Source organism: Pedobacter sp. (assembly GCF_046462515.1).
Lineage (GTDB): Bacteria > Bacteroidota > Bacteroidia > Sphingobacteriales > Sphingobacteriaceae > Pedobacter.
Map to the genome: position 1 here is coordinate 554,888 of NZ_JBKGVD010000008.1, position 17,614 is coordinate 572,501.

The window sequence follows — 17,614 nt, forward strand, 5'->3', positions numbered from 1 at the left end:
ACGAGTTAATTGCCACCATTTTTCTTCTTTTCTTTTTCTTCGCGACGTTGCTGTCTTCTTAATTCGCGTTCTTCTTTTTTTGTTAAAGGTGTATTAGCTGCTTCTGTAGCTTTAATTGATGATGCTGTTTCATTAATCTTTTTTTCTTCTGTTTTAACGGGTTCCTGTTTAATTGGTTCAGGATTTTCTACTGGAATTGGTTCATCGACCATTAATGAATCTACCGAAAGACTATCATTTTGAAGTGTATCAACATGCTGGCGTGGGGTAGGACAATCATAGTTGATGCTGATTTTTACCGTAGGTTTAGGAAATGGCCCATAAGTATAGCCGCTGTTAGGATCGTGGTACACTTTCTCCATAAATTTGGCGAAAATTGGTAAGGCAGTTCTCGAACCTTCGCCTTGTTCGCCATTTTGGAAATGTGCAGTTCTTTCATCACAGCCTACCCAAACTCCTGTAACCAGGTCTTTTGTTATGCCCATATACCAGGCATCTACATAGTCTGATGAAGTACCGGTTTTACCACCAATCTGATTGTTTTTCTTAAAAAGATCCCAGCTCCATAATGCTTGCGAAGTTCCTCCCGGTTCTTCCATACCACCTCTAAACATATAAAGCATTAACCAGGCAATTTCTTCTGTTAAAGCTCTTTTCATTTTAGGTTTGAAATCGGCAATTACATTATCATTCTGATCTTTTATGGTTTCTACCAATATGGGGTCAACTTTTACACCTTCATTTAAAAAAGTACCATAGGCTTTAACCATTTCATACACCGATACATCATTAGAACCTAACGAAACCGAAGGGACTGATTCTAATTTACTGTCTATGCCACACTCATGCGCCCATTTAACCACATTATCCCAGCCTACTTTTTCGGTTACCTGTGCAGTAATGGTGTTTACTGATTTTGCCATTGCCCAGCGTAAAGACATTTCCTGATAACTATTTTTCCAGTCAGCATTTTTAGGCTCCCAGTATTCTGTTTTTCCTTTATGCTGATAAGCAATTTTTACCGGTTTGTCTGTAAATTTATCGCAAGGTGTCATTCCACTTTCTAAAGCTGCTAGATAGGCAAAGGGTTTAAATGTAGATCCCGCTTGTCTTTTTGCTTGGTTTACATGATCATATTTAAAGAACTTATGGTTGATGCCGCCTACCCATACCTTGATTTTTCCAGTTTTGGGCTCCAAGGTCATCATGCCTGTATTGAGAATCTTGCCATAATAACGAATAGAATCCATCGTAGAAAAAAGTGTATCTCTATCGCCGTTATAGGAGAAGATTTTCATTTTTTTCTTTTTGTTAAAATAGGCTTCAATCGAATCGGGCTGATTGGCAAACTTCTTTTGTAAAATGGCATAAATAGGGAGATTTCTTTTTGCCCGTTCAGGATAATCTACTTTTTTGCCTTCACTATCCTGCCATGGATCTTCTTTGCCCCATACGCTGTAAAAACGTCTTTGCAACATACGCATCTGTTCCAATACAGCTTCTTCGGCATAAGTTTGCAATTTAGAATCTATAGTGGTATATATTTTTAAACCATCTTCATAGAGGTCATAACCATTATCTTCACACCACTTTTCAAGGTATTTATCAACGGCCGATCTTAAGTAAGAGTCTCCGTCGCTACCTTCATCTTCAGTGCCTATTTTAAGTTCCAGTGAAGTTGTTTTGTAATTTAAAAGATCTTCTTTGCTGAGAAAATTGTATTTATTCATTTGAGAAAGCACTACATTTCTACGTTCCAGTGCTTTTTCGGGGTTCTTTACCGGATTATAAGAAGTAGTAGCTTTTAACATGCCTACTAGCAAAGCTGACTGAGGTACATCTAAATCAATGGGAGCCTTGCTGAAATAAATACGCGAAGCGGTTTTGATACCATATGTATTATTACCGAATGAAACTGTGTTAAGATACATGGTTATGATATCATTCTTGCTGTAATTGGCTTCTAATTTTAAGGAGGTCATCCATTCTTTGAGCTTAGCTACAAAGGTTCTTACCAAGGGAATGTGTTTAATAAAACCGGATGATTTATTGTAACGTGTGCGATAAAGGTTCTTGGCAAGCTGTTGGGTAATGGTACTAGCGCCGCCTTTATCTCCAAAACCTACAATGGCTCTTCCCAATGCCTGAAAATCAATCCCCATGTGTTTATAGAAGCGTACATCTTCTGTAGCTACTAAGGCATTCACCACATTTTTAGAGATTTCATTGTAATTAACGGGTGTTCTGTTTTCTTTAAAATAACGGCCTATAAGTTTGCCATCTGAGGTATAAAGTTCAGAGCCAATACGTTGTGAAGGTCTTTTGATATCTACGTAAGTAGGAGAGTATCCGAAGAGCCACAAAAAGTTAATTTGCAGCGCACAAAAGAATATAATTATAAAATAAAGAAAGAGTGTAAAGTATCGTAAATATCGATTTTTAATTTCTTTAAACATGTGATAAAGATGTAAAAAAACGTGGACTAAATGCTGTTAAATTGTGTTAAAACTACGAATACAAATTAACTAATTAAATTTACTTAATTTTAGAAAGTATGGTAAAAAGTTTTTTAACCATGGGTTTGATCTATCTGAGCATTTAGAGGTTTAATAAATTGAAAATTTATATGCCAAATAATCAAACGTTTAAAACTTTTTTTAAGTTTTTGAGATAAATTCTATGTTAAAAGTAATTGAAAATTTAATTTAATCTCTATATTTGCAGCGTCTTAAAACAAACAAGACAAGATTCCGTAGCTCAGCTGGTAGAGCATTACACTTTTAATGTAGTGGTCCTGGGTTCGAATCCCAGCGGGATCACAAAGCCTCAACAAAAGTTGGGGCTTTTCTTTTTTTAAAATTTCAATTTTAGAAAATTGAGGTACTCTATTTATCTGCATCAAATAACGAGTTGAAATTTTCATTAAAGAACCTGTGTAAATTGTTAATGATACCGATTTTCTTTATATTAGATATAGGTCATCAGGTAATTTAACTTAAATTTTTATGCTATGGTTTTATTAATGATTACTACCGTACAATGGTATGGAATTATTCTAGTTATATTAGGGTTGATTTTTCGCTATATTGTAGCACGAAACAGGTTTAACCGTCGCGGATCTGGAGGCTTACAGGAATATGACAGCTATAACAAGGCTCTTGTAACAACAGCTTTTGAACGCTTCCTAAAAATTATTGGAACAGGGATGTTACTTTTTGGCCTTTTCCTAATTGCTATTGAATGGTTTAATAAGAACACTGCCGAAAGGCTTGAACTGGAAAAGCTAAGAGAGCAGAAAAGATAAATTAAATCATCATATGGCTATTGAAAAACATTATATTAACAGGGTAGGATGGCTTAGAGCTGGAGTTTTAGGCGCCAATGACGGCATATTATCTACCACAAGTTTAGTAATTGGTATTGCGGCAGCTACCGATATGAGAAATACAGTGGTATTAGCGGCCTTATCAGGCCTTATTGCTGGTGCAATGTCTATGGCTGCCGGAGAATATATTTCTGTAAGTTCTCAGTTAGATGCCGAAAAAGCAGATATTGAAAGAGAAAAACGTGAGCTGCTTGAAATACCAGAACAAGAGCTTCAGGAAATTATTAATATTTATAAAGAAAGAGGCTTATCAGAAGATCTTGCCCATACAGTTGCTGTTGAACTGATGGCTAAAGATGCCTTAGGAACTCATTTAAGAGACGAATTAGGAATGACAGAGATATCGGCAGCAAAACCGTTGGAAGCAGCGCTGGCATCTTTCGCTTCTTTTGTTGCTGGTGCAGCCCTGCCTTTATTGGTAGCTGTCTTTTTCCCAATACGTTATATGGTTTATGGTCAGTACGTTTTTTCTATTTTATTTCTTATGATATTAGGTGCACTTGCTGCTAAGACGGGGGGAGCACCTGTTACAAAAAGTACCCTTCGAATTGCTTTTTGGGGTACTATAGCTATGGCTACCACTGCACTGATAGGTCACTTTTTCGGGACAAAATTAGCCTGATTAAACTAAAGCTATGCACATTTGTTTAATAAGCAGGAGCTAATTTTTTGTAGAACCATCTCTTGATATAATCTGCAGTAATAATATATCCTGCTACAATTAATGTCATATAGCCATAAAACTGAACCGGTAACTCCACAAATCCAAATAACTTACCTATAGAAGTAAAAGGTAAAATAACAACCACTATAATTACTACTAAGTTAGCGACCCATAGCGGAGTACTCGGCAAGCTTTTAAAAAAACGATTTTGTGTTCTTACAACTAATACAATTAGGGATGCGGAAATAACAGATTCGAGAAACCACCCTGTTTGGAATTGCTGTTCATTTGTTTTTAGTACTAACAAAAGCACACCAAATGTGCAATAATCAAATATTGAGCTTAATAAACCAAATACCAGCATAAATCTTTTAATAAAATTAATATCCATTCGATGAGGTTTGATAATGTATGCTTTATCTACATTATCTGTAGCTATTGTAGTTTCCGGAATATCTGTTAAAAGATTAGTTAAAAGAATTTGTTTAGGGAGCAAAGGTAAGAAAGGCAGGATTAATGAAGCCCCAGCCATACTGAACATGTTGCCAAAGTTAGCACTGGTAGCCATAAATACATATTTCATGGTATTGGCAAATGTTTTACGTCCTTCTTTAATACCATTGATAAGTACTTCTAAGTCTTGGTTCATTAGTACAAGATCTGCGGCTTCTTTAGCTACATCTACGGCTGTATCAACAGAAATGCCTACATCTGCCGAATGGAGAGCAGCAGCATCATTAATACCATCGCCCATAAAACCAACTACATGTCCTGCTTTTTTTAATGCCAGGATAATTTGCTCTTTTTGGTTAGGTTCTACTTCTGCAAAAATATCGGCATGTGCCGCTTTCGCCATAAGTGCTTCATTGCTCATCGATTGCAGTTCACTGCCTCTGATTACCACAGCATCTTGCATGCCTACCTGTTTGGCCAGAGTTTCAGCTATCAGCGCATTATCGCCGGTGATGATTTTTAGTTTTACACCTAAACCATTCAGATTGTTTATGGTTTTGATGGCGCTTTCTTTTGGCGGGTCAAAAAAGGTTACAAAACCAAGAAATACCATATCCTTTTCATCATTCTTTGAAAAGGTATGACTTTCTGAATTTTTCCAGCAAATACCTAAGGTGCGATATCCTTCTCGGCTAAAATTCTCATATTGATTTTCCAGCTCTGTACGGTATACATCTGAAAGGGGAAGAATAGTTTTTTCGTCTTTTTGTATAAATGTACAAACCTCCATAACCTGCTTAAATGCACCTTTGGTAATGGCTATGGCTTTACCATCAATTGAAAGCATAATGCTCAAACGTTTTCTTATGAAATCATACGGTACTTCGTCTAAAATCTGTGGTATGCTCTTTTCAGTATTCTGATAAGTTTGTATAACTGCCTGATCAATAGGATTTTTAAAACCTTGCTGTAAGGATGCATTGAGCCAGGCATAGCGGATAACCTGCGCACTGTCTTTACCATCAATATCGGTAGCTTTATATAGTTTTACTTGTCCCTGAGTAATAGTTCCTGTTTTATCTGAACATAAAATATTCATACTTCCGAAGTTTTCTATGGCTGCCAGTCTTTTTACAATAACTTGTTGTGCCGCCATTTTCTTAGCCCCGGCTGATAAGTTAACGGTAATGATCACTGGTAATAACTGTGGGGTAAGCCCTACAGCAAGTGCCAAAGAAAAAAGGAAAGCATCTAATATAGGTTTATGCAGCAATACGTTCATCGCAAAAATAAGGATGATGAGTATCAGTGTGATTTGCATGAGCATAAAGCCAAACTTTTTAATACCTCTTTCAAATTCTGTTTCAGGAGCTCTTAAGCGCAAACGATCTGATATTTTTCCAAATTCTGTATGCATTCCTACAGATACCACCAGTGCTTTTCCTTTGCCGCTGATTACATGCGACCCCATAAACAACATATTAGTGCGTTTTGCAACGGCCGTGTTTTCTGGCAAACTGCCTGCCTGTTTCTCTACGGGATAACTCTCACCAGTAAAAGCAGCTTCATCTACAAAAAGATCCTGAGAAGAAAGGATGATACTATCGGCTGGAATAATATCTCCTGCAGAAAGTATAATTACATCGCCTGGAACAATATTTTCTGTAGAAATATTTTTAAGAGATCCCTCACGTAAAACCTGTACCGTTATTTGTACCAATTGCAAGAGTTTAGCTACGGCATTAGAAGCGCCGTATTCCTGCCAAAACCCTAGACCACTGCTGATCAAAACAATAATCAGTATAATAATAGCATCGGTTTTATCTTGTAGAATAAAAGATAATATTGCAGCCGCGATAAGAATGAGTGTAATGGGATTTTTAAACTGCCCTAAAAACAAAAGATAAGGGCTGGAAGCACTTTTCCCCTTTAAGCTATTTGGTCCGTATTGTTTTTGTCGTTGTTCAGCTTCATTCTCAGATAAACCATTCATGTCAGATTTGAGCAAACTGATCATTTCTTGCGGGGCTTTGGTCCAGTATTGCGGAGCACTATTATTGTATTGCACCATATTTGGATTTTTTAGTTTTCTATAAAGGCATATAGTTGAATTTACGATTTTTATAGGAGTTTATTTCACATGATTTTACTAATGTATTTAGATTTTAAAGGAGGTAAAATAGTTAACGTCCAAAAGAAAAATAGGGTGTAAGTAAATGAGATTTATCTTTTAGCCAGTTTGAAACCATTTGCATGCCAATAACCGAAAATGTAATGCCATTACCGCCAAAACCTAATACGAAATAAGCGTTCTTAAAATCTTTGTGCTCGCCTATATAAGGAAGACCATCTTTGGTTTGACCAAAAGTACCCGTCCAGGCAAAATCTGGAACAAATTGGATGTGAGGTAAATATTTTTCAAAAGACCGAGTGAGCTGTTTTTCTTTTTGATCAAGTAATGCGTCTCGTTTTTGAGGAGTAGCAAAATGTTCGTCTTCACCGCCTATGAGCAGGCGAGCATCATCCGTAGTGCGCATGTAAATGTACGGCTTGTCTGTATTCCAGATTAAAAGATCATTGTATTTTTTGCTGGCTTTGGGCTCTACTTCAGAAACAATGGCATAAGTGCTGATCAAATCAACAAATTTTCCTTTGATCATTGTAGCACTTTCATAACCTACACAGTAGATGATTTTTTTATACCTGATTATTGCGCCTGTATTTAAAATAGCTTCGTTGCTTCTTTTGCCAGATTTTGTACCTGTGAGTTCAGTTTTATCAAACACTCTCAAACCCTTTTTTTGGTTGTATATTAAGATTTCATGCACAAATTTGAATGCATCTATACTGGCTCCTTGTTCAGAAAGGATACCGCCATAGGTATTTTCAATGGCGTAAGTTTTTATAATTTCATGAGCGTCAAGCCATTTTACATTAAAACCTGCATTTTTACGGGTTTGTAATTCTTGTTCAAGTCCTTTTGTGTCTTTTTGTTTGGCTGAAAAATATAGTGATTTCTTTTTGTTGAACCCTGCACCTGATTTAATGCTGTTAGCAATTGCTTGTAACTGGTCTATAGCTTCAGAACAAGCTTTATAACTTGCTACAGCGCCTTTTTCACCAATCATTTTAGTTAGCAGATATAAGGGCATATCAATTTCATACTGTAGCATTGAAGTTGTGGCCGATGAACTGCCATTGGCAATCTCGCGTTTATCAATAAGGATGGTATCGTAACCATCGGTAACACATTGGTGAGCAATCAGGCTACCTGTAATGCCACCGCCCACAATCAGTACATCACAACGGGCATTCTCTTTTAAAGACGGATAAGTATTTAGTAAACCGTTTTTAACCAGCCAGAAAGGTTCATTTGATTTCAGATCCATTACAATTTTGCTATTGCTGGGTAAAGGTTAGGGAATTAGTACAGCTCTTCCTTTTATTTTTCCCTGTCTGAGCCTGTCATAAACTTCATTGGCCTGATCAAGATGGTATCTTTCTATTTCAATATGGATTTTTTTCTGTCTTGCAAGACCCACTACTTCCATGAGTTCTGTTCTGGATCCCCAATACGGATTGGTCATACTTACACCAAAAGGTAAACCCATCATAGTATATTCATACACACCACCTCCTAATCCTATAAGCGTAAGATCGCCATCAAGACTAACTACTTGAGTACCCAATGTAATGGTTGATTTTGCTCCAACAAAATCAAGTACTACTTTGGCTTTTTTAATCCCCGTTATTTTTTGAATTTGCTCGGCTGCATCTTCATCGGTAGAATTTACGGTATGGGTAGCGCCTAATTCTTTAGCAAAAGCCAGTTTTTCAGCTGTAATATCGCAAGCAATAATGGTTGAACTGCTCATGGCTCTTAAGATTTGTATAGCCACATGTCCTAAGCCACCAACACCTATCACTACTACATACTCATCAGGCATCAGTTTATGTAAGGAGCGCTTTATAGCTGAATAAGGTGTTAAGGCCGCATCTGTTAAAGGAGCCGCTATAACTGGATCGAGATCATGAATGGGAACCAGTAAGCGTGAAGATGGAACCAGCATATAATCGGCCATTCCTCCGTTTAAACCTAAGCCACCCCCAAAGGGCATTTCAGACTGGTGATCACAATAGTTTTCTTTTGAATGCTGGCAAGGCTTGCAATGCCCACATCCCCAAGGGCCGTATACTAAAACCGCATCTCCTTTTTTATAACCTTTTACATCAGGGCCTAAGGCTTCAATCCAGCCCGCATTTTCATGCCCGAGAGTAAATCCTGTAATGGGCATAATGCCTTCATCTATAACATGTAAATCAGAGTGGCAAACTCCTGCACCACCAATTTTTAACAATACTTCATCACCTTTGGGTTCAGGTTTTTCCACATCATCTACTACGCGAACATCTTTGTGTCCGAAAAAACGTACTGCTTTCATAGTTTATTATTTAGTATATACTTAATGTATTACAGAACAAACAAAGTAAGAATGAATGAAGTTTTGTTTTTAGTAAATAAATTGTCTGTTTTTCCTTTAAATAAATTTGTTATGATGTAGGTTAGGGTAGAAGCAATAACTTAAATTGACTATTTTACTCTTTGTTTGTAATTTAAGCCGGTAATAAATAATTAAATAAAAGCAAGATAAATAATAATGGCTAAAGTAAAACTAACAGACGCTGAACAGGTAACGGCACATATAGCTCAATTACCAAAAGATTTGCAGTCGGCAGTAATGTATTTACGTAACGTGATGCTTTCCCTTGATCAAAATATAGCAGAACATATTAAATGGAATTCGCCTGCATTTTATTACAGGGGAGAGATGAAAGATTTTGATCCAAAAGAATATAAACGTGATATCATGGTTATGAATCTACGCAAAGATAAGCTCATGTGTGTATTGCCAACCGGGGCTGTAATACAAAAACATAGAGAAATTTTAGAAGGCAATTATACAGATGGCAGGCGAATGATTTATTTTAAAGATCTTGCAGATATCAAAGAAAAAGAGTTACAATTGCGTAAAGCTATTCAGGAATGGTTGAGCTTGATTGAAAAATAGTTTGTTGTATTTATTGCAAGGGTTTTGCTTTAGGTGTATTCCATAAAATCTGCACCAATACGGCAATCAGCAGTACATTAAATTCTATGCCATTACTGCCACCACCTACTACATACCAACCATTTTGTAAATGCACCATGCCTATACCTGCAATAAGGATAATGATATTTAAAGGTATAGAAACCCATAGCCATTTGTTCAATAACAACGAAAAGATACCAAATACGTGGGTTAATTTTATAGCCCATGCCATAAACAGGCCTATAGGTGCAAACCCTATAGTATCAAGATAATTTTTACCAAATTCGGTTATGCCTCCGTTAAACATACCCGGTACACTGTGCATAAAAAATACAATAGATACCGCTATACGTAACCAAATAGTAGTGTTAGCTCTTGAAAACATGATCAAGTAATTTTTGTTGGCTATACTGGTGACTTTCTTTAATAAAGATAGGATGAATGTTTGTAAATTTAAATAACGTTTAAAAATTATATGCATATAAGACCTGCAAAAATAACCGATGCGGAAGCCATTGTAAATTGTGTTCTACTGGCAATGGAAGAAGTTATCTATCAATTTATAGGAGAGAATAATCAAGATAAAGCAAAACAGTTTTTAATTGAGATGGTCAAACAAAAAGGTAATCAGTATTCTTATGAAAATTGTTGGGTAGCACAAGAAAACAATAAGATTATTGGAGCAGCTATAATATATGAAGGTACTAAACTTACAGCGTTAAGAGAACCGGTAATCCAGCACATACAATTAATGTTTAACCGTAAATTCGTGCCCGAAGATGAAACTCAGAAAGGAGAATTTTATATTGATTGTATAGGTGTAAATTCAGATCAACAAGGAAGAGGAATAGGAACTGAATTGTTACAGTTCTTAATTAACCGCTATGTTAAAGATCAACAACAAACCTTAGGTTTACTGGTAGATAAAAATAATCCTCAGGCTAAAAAACTCTATCTAAAATTGGGTTTTAAAATTAGAGGTGAAAAGAAGTTGACAGGAAAAAGCATGGAGCATTTGCAAATCACAACAACTGAGATTTAAAATAATTGATTAAGCTTAAAGTTTATAGTTTTGTAGCTGAAAAATTAATAAGGGTATATGAAATCTGTTTGTGTGTATTGCGGCGCTAATTTTAATGGCGATGAAAACATAAAGAAAGCAATTGACCAACTTGCACATACTTTGGTTAATCAAGGTATAGAACTGGTTTATGGCGGAGGAAGTGTTGGCATAATGGGTTTGATAGCAGACGGGGTGTTACGTTTAGGAGGTACAGTAAAAGGTGTTATCCCTAAATTCTTAATGGATAAGGAAGTAGGACACAAGGGTATTACCCAAATGATCATTACCAATAATATGCACGAACGTAAACAGAAAATGGCCGATCTTTCTGATGCCTTTATTATTCTGCCAGGTGGTTTTGGTACAATGGAAGAATTTTTTGAAATACTTACCTGGTTACAGCTGGGGCTACATGCCAAACCTATTGGTGTTCTAAATGTAAACGGATTTTATGATCCTCTGTTTATGCAGATGGAGGTTATGGTTCAGCAGCGTTTTCTAAAACAAGCCAATAAAGACCTGGTATTTAATGAAACAGAAGCAGCTGTACTGATCTCTAAAATGCAAAATTTTTCGGCCACGCCAGATGAAGTATGGTTCAGAGACCGCAATCTTACCTGATCAAAGGAAATTATTGTTCAGGATTTCCCATGTCCAAGGTTTTTTAAACTCACTCAATTTACGTGGTTGTCCAAAAATTAACGTTTCTTCATCTACTTTGTTCTTGATATTTCTTGAAAAGATATTGCCGTTTACCAGTGTTAATTTCCGATCCAGAAAATCATAAATATGATCTGTCATTTCACCAGAAATAACATTGTAATAAGTACTGTTAGCATAAGTTAGGATAAGATCTTTGTTTTGGTATTTAAACGTATAATTTAATTTCCATCGCCATTCATTACCACCTTCAAAAGCCAAAATCAGGGTGTTATCATCAATTTCCATCCGTCTAAAAGGATCACCCATGATACCGCCCTCTTTAGCTCTTAAAACGAAACTGTTGTTCTGTACTGCAAGATGGAGTTTTTGACTAAATTTGTCGCGAAGGTAGACAGCTAATATCCGCGGTTTTTGATATTCAGTAATTAATTCTACATCATTATAACCATATGCGCGGTTTTCGCTTATAAAAGAATCATATTCTAAAATAACTGCCATATCAGCGTTATTATCTTTGTTCAGATCGCCATAAACCGTATCAATGACATTCCAGTTTTTAGGAGCAATCTTTTCATAACCCGATGCATATTCAGGAAGCTTTGGAAACCTGAAATCCTGCGAAATAACAAACAACGGAAATAAAAGTAATGTTAAAAATACAAGTAGCCTCATGCTAAATACTATATTAAAATGCTATTTTAGCCTAACAAATACAGAACCAAATAAAAACGATCTGTTTAACAGATAAGTATGTGTATATGAATTTAGAGTTTAATAAAAACGAAGATATCAACAAACAGTTAGTTTATGAATTAAAAACCAAGTTAGATAAAGTTTATCAGGGCGGAGGTGCAAAGAGTGCGGTTAAACAAAAAGAAAAAGGTAAAATGTTGGCCCGAGAACGTATTTCGTACCTTCTTGATGAAGATTCTGAAGTACTGGAAATCGGCGCTCTTGCTGCTTACGAGATGTATGAAAACGAGGGAGGCTGCCCAAGTGCAGGTGTAGTTTGTGTAATAGGCTATGTATCAGGAAAGCAATGCATCATTGTAGCTAATGATGCTACAGTAAAAGCAGGAGCATGGTTCCCGATGACTGCTAAAAAAAACCTCAGAGCTCAGGAAATAGCTATAGAAAACAGATTGCCTATTATCTATCTTGTAGATAGTGCTGGGGTGTATTTACCCATGCAGGATGAGATTTTCCCAGATAAAGAACATTTTGGTCGTATTTTCAGAAATAATGCGGTAATGTCTTCTATGGGCATTGTGCAGATCTCTGCAATTATGGGCGCTTGTGTGGCAGGTGGTGCATACTTACCGATTATGAGCGACGAAGCTATGATAGTGGAGGGTACCGGATCTGTATTTTTAGCTGGATCTTATCTGGTTAAATCGGCTATTGGCGAAGATGTAGATAATGAAACGCTGGGCGGAGCGACTACGCATTGCGAAATATCGGGCGTTACAGATTATAAACAGCCTAATGATCAAACTTGCTTAGACAGCATTAAAAAAATCATGAGCATGATAGGCAGTTCCCAACAGGCAGGATTTGACCGTATAAAACCTGCAATGCCTAAACTAGATGAAAAAGAGATTTACGGTATTTTACCAGAAAACAGGGAGAAACCTTATGATATGAAAGAAATTATTTACCGTTTGGTAGATAATTCTGAATTTGAAGAATATAAAGCACTTTACGGACAGAGCATTATTTGCGGATTAGCACGTATCGATGGATGGGCGGTAGGTATTGTGGCAAATCAACGTAAAGTGGTAAAATCCAAAAAAGGTGAGATGCAGTTTGGTGGTGTAATTTATTCTGATAGCGCAGATAAAGCCAGCAGGTTTATCATGAACTGTAATCAGAAGAAGATACCATTGGTTTTTCTACAGGATGTAACCGGTTTTATGGTGGGTAGTCGTTCAGAACAGGGTGGTATTATAAAAGATGGAGCCAAAATGGTAAATGCCATGGCCAATTCTGTGGTACCTAAATTTACTATTGTAGTAGGTAATTCTTATGGAGCAGGTAATTATGCCATGTGCGGCAAAGCTTATGATCCGAGGTTGATTTATGCCTGGCCAAGTGCAAAAATAGCCGTTATGGGAGGAGCACAAGCGGCAAAAGTATTGTTGCAGATACAGGAAGCATCTTTAAAAGCCAAAGGAGAAACTTTAAAAGGGGAACAGGAAGATAAACTACTGAATGAGATTACAGAGAAATACAATAAACAAACTACGCCTTATTATGCAGCATCGCGCTTATGGGTTGATGGTATCATAGATCCTTTAGAAACTAGAAAAGTAATTTCAATGGGCATAGAGGCTGCCAATAAAGCTCCAGTTCAAAAGCCGTACAATGTAGGTGTTATACAGACTTAATGAAACTATAACAACTTTATGAAATTTAAAATCATTCTTTTGCTGAGTAACTTATTCTGTTGCTATTTCTTGGGTTTGGCACAAGAAAAAAAAGAAGCTAAACTTTTTTTAGACAAACAAGACCAAATGACAGATTCAGTAAATGCTAAATCATATTTGATTGTACATGAAAAAAAAGAAGGAGATTCTGTTTACCGGGCTGAGCAATATTCTATGGATGGCTTTTTAATTCTTAAGGGAGGTTTTGCTGATGCTAATCTTTCGGTAGCTCATGGAGAATATTCCTATTATGCAATTCATAGAGAAAATAAGAAAGGTGATTGGAGTTTAGAAAAAATTAAAAACACCAATTATGTAGATACATCTTATCGCCATCCTGTTAGCCATTTTCTTGAAAAAAAGGGCTTGTTTTTAAATGGAAAGCAAAATGGCAGATGGGTTACTTACTATAAAGATGGTACAGTAAAACAGATTGAAAATTTTAAAGATGATTCACTTGAAGGGAAATATCAGTCATTCCATTCAAATGGAGGAGTATTAGCTGAAGGAAATTATCAAAATAATGAAAAGAATGGGATCTGGAAAGAATTTGATGGATTGAACACGTTTATATATGCTGATGGAAAATTAGTCAAAAAAACAATAAACAAAGAAAAGGCAGATAGCATTCAAAATGCTCAAAAAACAATGTTTAAATATTACAGACCTGCACATCCACAAGGTAATTTTGTTGCCGACCTAAGAAAAATGATGGCAAGTTCTAATGTAAATGAAATTCAAAATGAAATTATTAAGGTTTCATTTATTGTAAATGAAAAAGGAGCAGTTTCTAATGTTAATATTTATGGTTCCAGTGATTTTACATTGAATGATAAGATTAAAGAATTTATATCCAATAGCATATGGTATCCTGCTACAAATGGCAAAGATAAAAAGCCTGTGGTTAGCCCAATCAGATATAATTTAGTGTATTAGACCTTTACCAATCCGTTAGCTGTGCATAATATGAAAATACAAACTGTTGGTTTATTATTTACATTGATTACTAATACTTTTTGTGTCTTTGCACAGGTAAAACCTGTCTATTTTAGAGGAGCCACTATTGTTACAAATCCTGATCTTGCAAATTCATACGCAGTGTTTGGCCCTTTAAAAGATTCAGAAATATGGATCATGAAAAAGTATGACATGTATGATAATTTAATTGCCACAGGCTCTTATTTGGGAGGTAGTTTTGAGATTCCACACGGAGAATTTAATTATTATATCGATTTAGAGACTTTTAATGAGGCCAATCAAACAGATTTTAAATTAAAAGACAGAGAGCGTTTTTTGTTTCAAAGAGGAAGTTTCGTAAATGGTTTGGAAGAAGGACAATGGCTAAATTTTTATCCCGATGGTAAAATAATGGGTAAATTATTTTATAAAAATGGCGCACTGGATGGACCTTTCATACAGTTAGATAAAAACAGCAGAGTATTGGTAAAAGGTACCTATAAAAACGGGAAGCGGGAAGGCTCTTGGATTTTTATCAGAGAAAAACTCAGAGTTACGTATGCTGCGGACTCAATTACCAATAAAATCAAATTAAATAAAGCCCAAATAGAACAATTAAGAGAAGAATATTAATATGCGTCCACTTCATTTAACTTTAGGTTTGCTTTTAACCATGGGAGCAGTTAAAGCACAAAAAAACTCAGCACAGATTCACAGATCTGCTATTCTTGTTGATACACATGGCGACATTCTGCATAAACAGATTAAAACAGGCGAAGATTTAGGAAAACTCCAGACTACAGGTCAGTTTGATCTTGTGAGAGCTAAACAGGGAGGTTTAGATGTGCAGGTATTTTCTATCTGGTGCGATGAAACAGGTGGTTTTGCCATTGCCAATCAGGAAATAGATACGCTATATAACCTTATAAAAAGATATCCTAATAAAATAGCCCTGGTAAAAAATGCAGAAGAACTCCAAAAAGCGGTTAAGCAAGATAAACTTGCCGCCATGATAGGAGTGGAAGGAGGCCATATGATTGAAAATAGCCTGCAAAAATTAGAAGAATTGGCTAAAAGAGGTATGATTTATTTAACTCTTACCTGGAATAACAGTACAAGCTGGGCAAGTTCTGCTGCCGAAGAAAGTTCAGGTAAAGTAAAACCTGAAAATGCAGGTCTAAATGATTTTGGTAAACAGGTGGTTAAAAAACTAAATGATTTAGGTGTACTGGTTGATTTGTCGCACGTGGGCGAAAAAACATTTTATGATGCCATTGCAGTAAGTACTAAACCTATTTTAGTATCGCATAGCAGTGTATATGCCATTAATCCAGTTCCAAGAAATATAAAAGATGATCAGATTAGGGCTGTAGGAAAAAACGGGGGAGTAATTTCAGTTAATTTTTACAGTGGATTTTTAGACCCTGATTATGACCGTAATTATAAAGCCTTTTTTAATAAACATGGTGAAGAGTTAAAAACACTTTCTGCCAAATATGGAAAAGGTGTGGCTAAAGATAGCTTAAGTGCTAAGTATCAGTCTGAAACAGAGCTTTTAAAACCTAGTGTAGCATTACTGGTAGATCATATAGATTATATTGTGAAACTGATAGGTGTGGACCACGTGGGCTTAGGTGCAGATTTCGATGGAGCGGAATCTTTTCCAAGAGGATTAAATAGTGTTGCTGATTACCCTAAAGTAACCGAAGAGCTTTATAAAAGAGGTTATAAAAAAGAAGAGATCGAAAAGATACTGGGTGGAAATTTTATTAGGATTTTAAAAATAAATAAAGGCAAATAGGTAGACAAAAGGCAACTTAAAGTAAAATTTCAATGTTTACATGTACGTGCTTGTCCATTACAACATAAAGCTTAAATTTGCAGTTATAACATACATAAAATGAACACAGAACAAGAGATAGAACACGTAAATTGTTTAATTATAGGCTCAGGTCCGGCAGGATATACAGCTGCTATTTATGCAGCAAGAGCTGATTTAAAACCTGTCTTATATACAGGTATGGAAATGGGCGGACAGCTTACACAAACTACAGACGTAGATAATTTTCCAGGTTATCCCAATGGTATATTAGGACCTGAAATGATGGAAGACTTTAGAAAACAAGCAGAACGTTTTGGAACTCAGATACGTTTTGGTTATGTAAGCTCGGTAGATTTTTCTAGCCTACCGCATAAAGTTGTGATTGATGATATTAAAACTATCACTGCCGATACAGTAATTATTGCTACAGGTGCAAAAGCTAAATGGTTAGGCTTACCAAGTGAACAACAGTATAACGGTTTTGGAGTTTCTGCCTGTGCAGTTTGCGATGGATTTTTCTTTAAAGAAAAAAATGTGGCTATTGTAGGTGCAGGCGATACCGCTGCCGAAGAAGCAACTTATCTGGCTAAACTATGTAAAAAAGTTTATATGCTGGTACGCAGAGATGAATTCCGCGCCTCAAAAGCAATGGTTCACCGCGTATTAAATACACCTAATATTGAAGTCTTATATAATACAGAAACTGTAGAAATTTTAGGCGATGGAAAAACCGTAAATGGTGTTAAAGTACTTAATAATACAACCCAGCAAGAGAGTACTTTAGATGTAGATGGTTTCTTTGTAGCAATAGGTCATAAACCTAATACTGATATTTTTAAAGGTTGGTTAGATATGGATGAAACAGGTTATTTAAAAACAGTCTCAGGTACTTCAAAAACCAATATAGAAGGTGTTTTTGCCTGTGGAGATGTACAGGATAATCAGTATCGCCAGGCCATTACTGCTGCCGGATCAGGATGTATGGCCGCTTTAGATGCCGAAAGATACTTAGCGGCGAAACACGATACCGTAAACGCATAATTTTTTTAAAGGCTGTATGAATTTTAGGATTACAGCCTTTTTTATATAAT

Annotated in this window: 16 protein-coding genes and 1 tRNA gene; 11 read left to right on the forward strand and 6 right to left on the reverse strand. The window is 36.0% G+C overall.

Translation table 11 applies throughout. The features are described 5' to 3' along the window. Positions 1 to 5 precede the first annotated feature (5 nt). Positions 6 to 2,456 carry a transglycosylase domain-containing protein gene (locus tag ACLHG9_RS10395; RefSeq protein ID WP_410221425.1) on the reverse strand — a complete coding sequence of 817 codons (2,451 nt, stop codon included), beginning with the start codon at positions 2,454 to 2,456 and terminating at the stop codon, positions 6 to 8. Between the two features lie 290 nt (positions 2,457 to 2,746). On the opposite strand from ACLHG9_RS10395, the gene ACLHG9_RS10400 reads away from it, so the two are divergent. The 3 genes from ACLHG9_RS10400 (at position 2,747) to ACLHG9_RS10410 (ending at position 4,007) form a co-directional block, all read left to right on the forward strand. Further along, positions 2,747 to 2,819, forward strand: a tRNA-Lys gene (locus ACLHG9_RS10400). 191 nt (positions 2,820 to 3,010) lie between these two features. Continuing rightward, on the forward strand, positions 3,011 to 3,304 hold the full coding sequence (locus tag ACLHG9_RS10405) for a hypothetical protein (protein WP_410221426.1): 294 nt from the start codon (positions 3,011 to 3,013) through the stop codon (positions 3,302 to 3,304). A 13-nt stretch (positions 3,305 to 3,317) separates the two neighbouring features. After that, positions 3,318 to 4,007 carry a VIT family protein gene (locus tag ACLHG9_RS10410; protein WP_410221427.1) on the forward strand — a complete coding sequence of 230 codons (690 nt, stop codon included), beginning with the start codon at positions 3,318 to 3,320 and terminating at the stop codon, positions 4,005 to 4,007. 25 nt (positions 4,008 to 4,032) lie between these two features. Here the strand turns inward: ACLHG9_RS10410 and mgtA are convergent, their stop codons facing one another. From mgtA to ACLHG9_RS10425, 3 genes are all read right to left on the reverse strand, one after another. Beyond that, positions 4,033 to 6,573: a magnesium-translocating P-type ATPase gene (gene mgtA / locus ACLHG9_RS10415; RefSeq protein ID WP_410221428.1), complete on the reverse strand. Its 2,541-nt coding sequence runs from the start codon at positions 6,571 to 6,573 to the stop codon at positions 4,033 to 4,035. Between the two features lie 112 nt (positions 6,574 to 6,685). Continuing rightward, positions 6,686 to 7,891 carry an NAD(P)/FAD-dependent oxidoreductase gene (locus tag ACLHG9_RS10420; protein WP_410221429.1) on the reverse strand — a complete coding sequence of 402 codons (1,206 nt, stop codon included), beginning with the start codon at positions 7,889 to 7,891 and terminating at the stop codon, positions 6,686 to 6,688. A gap of 27 nt (positions 7,892 to 7,918) precedes the next feature. Continuing rightward, positions 7,919 to 8,944, reverse strand: a complete 1,026-nt coding sequence (locus tag ACLHG9_RS10425; protein ID WP_410221430.1) for an NAD(P)-dependent alcohol dehydrogenase — start codon at positions 8,942 to 8,944, stop codon at positions 7,919 to 7,921. Between the two features lie 216 nt (positions 8,945 to 9,160). On the opposite strand from ACLHG9_RS10425, the gene ACLHG9_RS10430 reads away from it, so the two are divergent. Then, the gene (locus tag ACLHG9_RS10430; protein ID WP_410221431.1) at positions 9,161 to 9,571 is read left to right on the forward strand and encodes a DUF1801 domain-containing protein; all 411 of its coding nucleotides are present in this window, start codon (positions 9,161 to 9,163) and stop codon (positions 9,569 to 9,571) included. Between the two features lie 10 nt (positions 9,572 to 9,581). Here the strand turns inward: ACLHG9_RS10430 and ACLHG9_RS10435 are convergent, their stop codons facing one another. Next, positions 9,582 to 9,977 carry a DoxX family protein gene (locus tag ACLHG9_RS10435; protein ID WP_410221432.1) on the reverse strand — a complete coding sequence of 132 codons (396 nt, stop codon included), beginning with the start codon at positions 9,975 to 9,977 and terminating at the stop codon, positions 9,582 to 9,584. Positions 9,978 to 10,067: 90 nt separating this feature from the next. Between ACLHG9_RS10435 and ACLHG9_RS10440 the strand changes: the two genes are divergently transcribed. Next, entirely contained in the window at positions 10,068 to 10,634 is a 567-nt protein-coding gene (locus tag ACLHG9_RS10440) for a GNAT family N-acetyltransferase (RefSeq protein ID WP_410221433.1), read from the forward strand. A 57-nt stretch (positions 10,635 to 10,691) separates the two neighbouring features. Next, positions 10,692 to 11,276, forward strand: coding sequence for a TIGR00730 family Rossman fold protein (locus ACLHG9_RS10445; protein WP_410221434.1), 585 nt, complete (start codon positions 10,692 to 10,694; stop codon positions 11,274 to 11,276). On the opposite strand, the gene ACLHG9_RS10450 is transcribed toward ACLHG9_RS10445, so the two are convergent. Further along, positions 11,277 to 11,990: a hypothetical protein gene (locus ACLHG9_RS10450; RefSeq protein ID WP_410221435.1), complete on the reverse strand. Its 714-nt coding sequence runs from the start codon at positions 11,988 to 11,990 to the stop codon at positions 11,277 to 11,279. A gap of 86 nt (positions 11,991 to 12,076) precedes the next feature. Here ACLHG9_RS10450 and ACLHG9_RS10455 point away from each other — a divergent pair, with 86 nt between their 5' ends. From ACLHG9_RS10455 to trxB, 5 genes are all read left to right on the forward strand, one after another. Further along, positions 12,077 to 13,705, forward strand: a complete 1,629-nt coding sequence (locus ACLHG9_RS10455; protein ID WP_410221436.1) for an acyl-CoA carboxylase subunit beta — start codon at positions 12,077 to 12,079, stop codon at positions 13,703 to 13,705. Between the two features lie 18 nt (positions 13,706 to 13,723). Next, entirely contained in the window at positions 13,724 to 14,680 is a 957-nt protein-coding gene (locus ACLHG9_RS10460; RefSeq protein WP_410221437.1) for a hypothetical protein, read from the forward strand. A 30-nt stretch (positions 14,681 to 14,710) separates the two neighbouring features. Next, positions 14,711 to 15,334: a toxin-antitoxin system YwqK family antitoxin gene (locus tag ACLHG9_RS10465; RefSeq protein WP_410221438.1), complete on the forward strand. Its 624-nt coding sequence runs from the start codon at positions 14,711 to 14,713 to the stop codon at positions 15,332 to 15,334. A 1-nt stretch (position 15,335) separates the two neighbouring features. After that, entirely contained in the window at positions 15,336 to 16,502 is a 1,167-nt protein-coding gene (locus ACLHG9_RS10470) for a dipeptidase (RefSeq protein WP_410221439.1), read from the forward strand. A 99-nt stretch (positions 16,503 to 16,601) separates the two neighbouring features. After that, positions 16,602 to 17,564, forward strand: coding sequence for a thioredoxin-disulfide reductase (gene trxB / locus ACLHG9_RS10475; RefSeq protein WP_410221440.1), 963 nt, complete (start codon positions 16,602 to 16,604; stop codon positions 17,562 to 17,564). Positions 17,565 to 17,614 lie beyond the last annotated feature (50 nt).

Excerpts from the sequence above, each read along its gene's own strand:
- ACLHG9_RS10395 (WP_410221425.1), bottom strand. The coding sequence starts at position 2,456 with ATGTTTAAAGAAATTAAAAATCGATATTTACGATACTTTACACTCTTT.
- ACLHG9_RS10405 (WP_410221426.1), top strand. The coding sequence starts at position 3,011 with ATGGTTTTATTAATGATTACTACCGTACAATGGTATGGAATTATTCTA.
- ACLHG9_RS10410 (WP_410221427.1), top strand. The coding sequence starts at position 3,318 with ATGGCTATTGAAAAACATTATATTAACAGGGTAGGATGGCTTAGAGCT.
- mgtA (WP_410221428.1), bottom strand. The coding sequence starts at position 6,573 with ATGGTGCAATACAATAATAGTGCTCCGCAATACTGGACCAAAGCCCCG.
- ACLHG9_RS10420 (WP_410221429.1), bottom strand. The coding sequence starts at position 7,891 with ATGGATCTGAAATCAAATGAACCTTTCTGGCTGGTTAAAAACGGTTTA.
- ACLHG9_RS10425 (WP_410221430.1), bottom strand. The coding sequence starts at position 8,944 with ATGAAAGCAGTACGTTTTTTCGGACACAAAGATGTTCGCGTAGTAGAT.
- ACLHG9_RS10430 (WP_410221431.1), top strand. The coding sequence starts at position 9,161 with ATGGCTAAAGTAAAACTAACAGACGCTGAACAGGTAACGGCACATATA.
- ACLHG9_RS10435 (WP_410221432.1), bottom strand. The coding sequence starts at position 9,977 with ATGTTTTCAAGAGCTAACACTACTATTTGGTTACGTATAGCGGTATCT.
- ACLHG9_RS10440 (WP_410221433.1), top strand. The coding sequence starts at position 10,068 with ATGCATATAAGACCTGCAAAAATAACCGATGCGGAAGCCATTGTAAAT.
- ACLHG9_RS10445 (WP_410221434.1), top strand. The coding sequence starts at position 10,692 with ATGAAATCTGTTTGTGTGTATTGCGGCGCTAATTTTAATGGCGATGAA.
- ACLHG9_RS10450 (WP_410221435.1), bottom strand. The coding sequence starts at position 11,990 with ATGAGGCTACTTGTATTTTTAACATTACTTTTATTTCCGTTGTTTGTT.
- ACLHG9_RS10455 (WP_410221436.1), top strand. The coding sequence starts at position 12,077 with ATGAATTTAGAGTTTAATAAAAACGAAGATATCAACAAACAGTTAGTT.
- ACLHG9_RS10460 (WP_410221437.1), top strand. The coding sequence starts at position 13,724 with ATGAAATTTAAAATCATTCTTTTGCTGAGTAACTTATTCTGTTGCTAT.
- ACLHG9_RS10465 (WP_410221438.1), top strand. The coding sequence starts at position 14,711 with ATGAAAATACAAACTGTTGGTTTATTATTTACATTGATTACTAATACT.
- ACLHG9_RS10470 (WP_410221439.1), top strand. The coding sequence starts at position 15,336 with ATGCGTCCACTTCATTTAACTTTAGGTTTGCTTTTAACCATGGGAGCA.
- trxB (WP_410221440.1), top strand. The coding sequence starts at position 16,602 with ATGAACACAGAACAAGAGATAGAACACGTAAATTGTTTAATTATAGGC.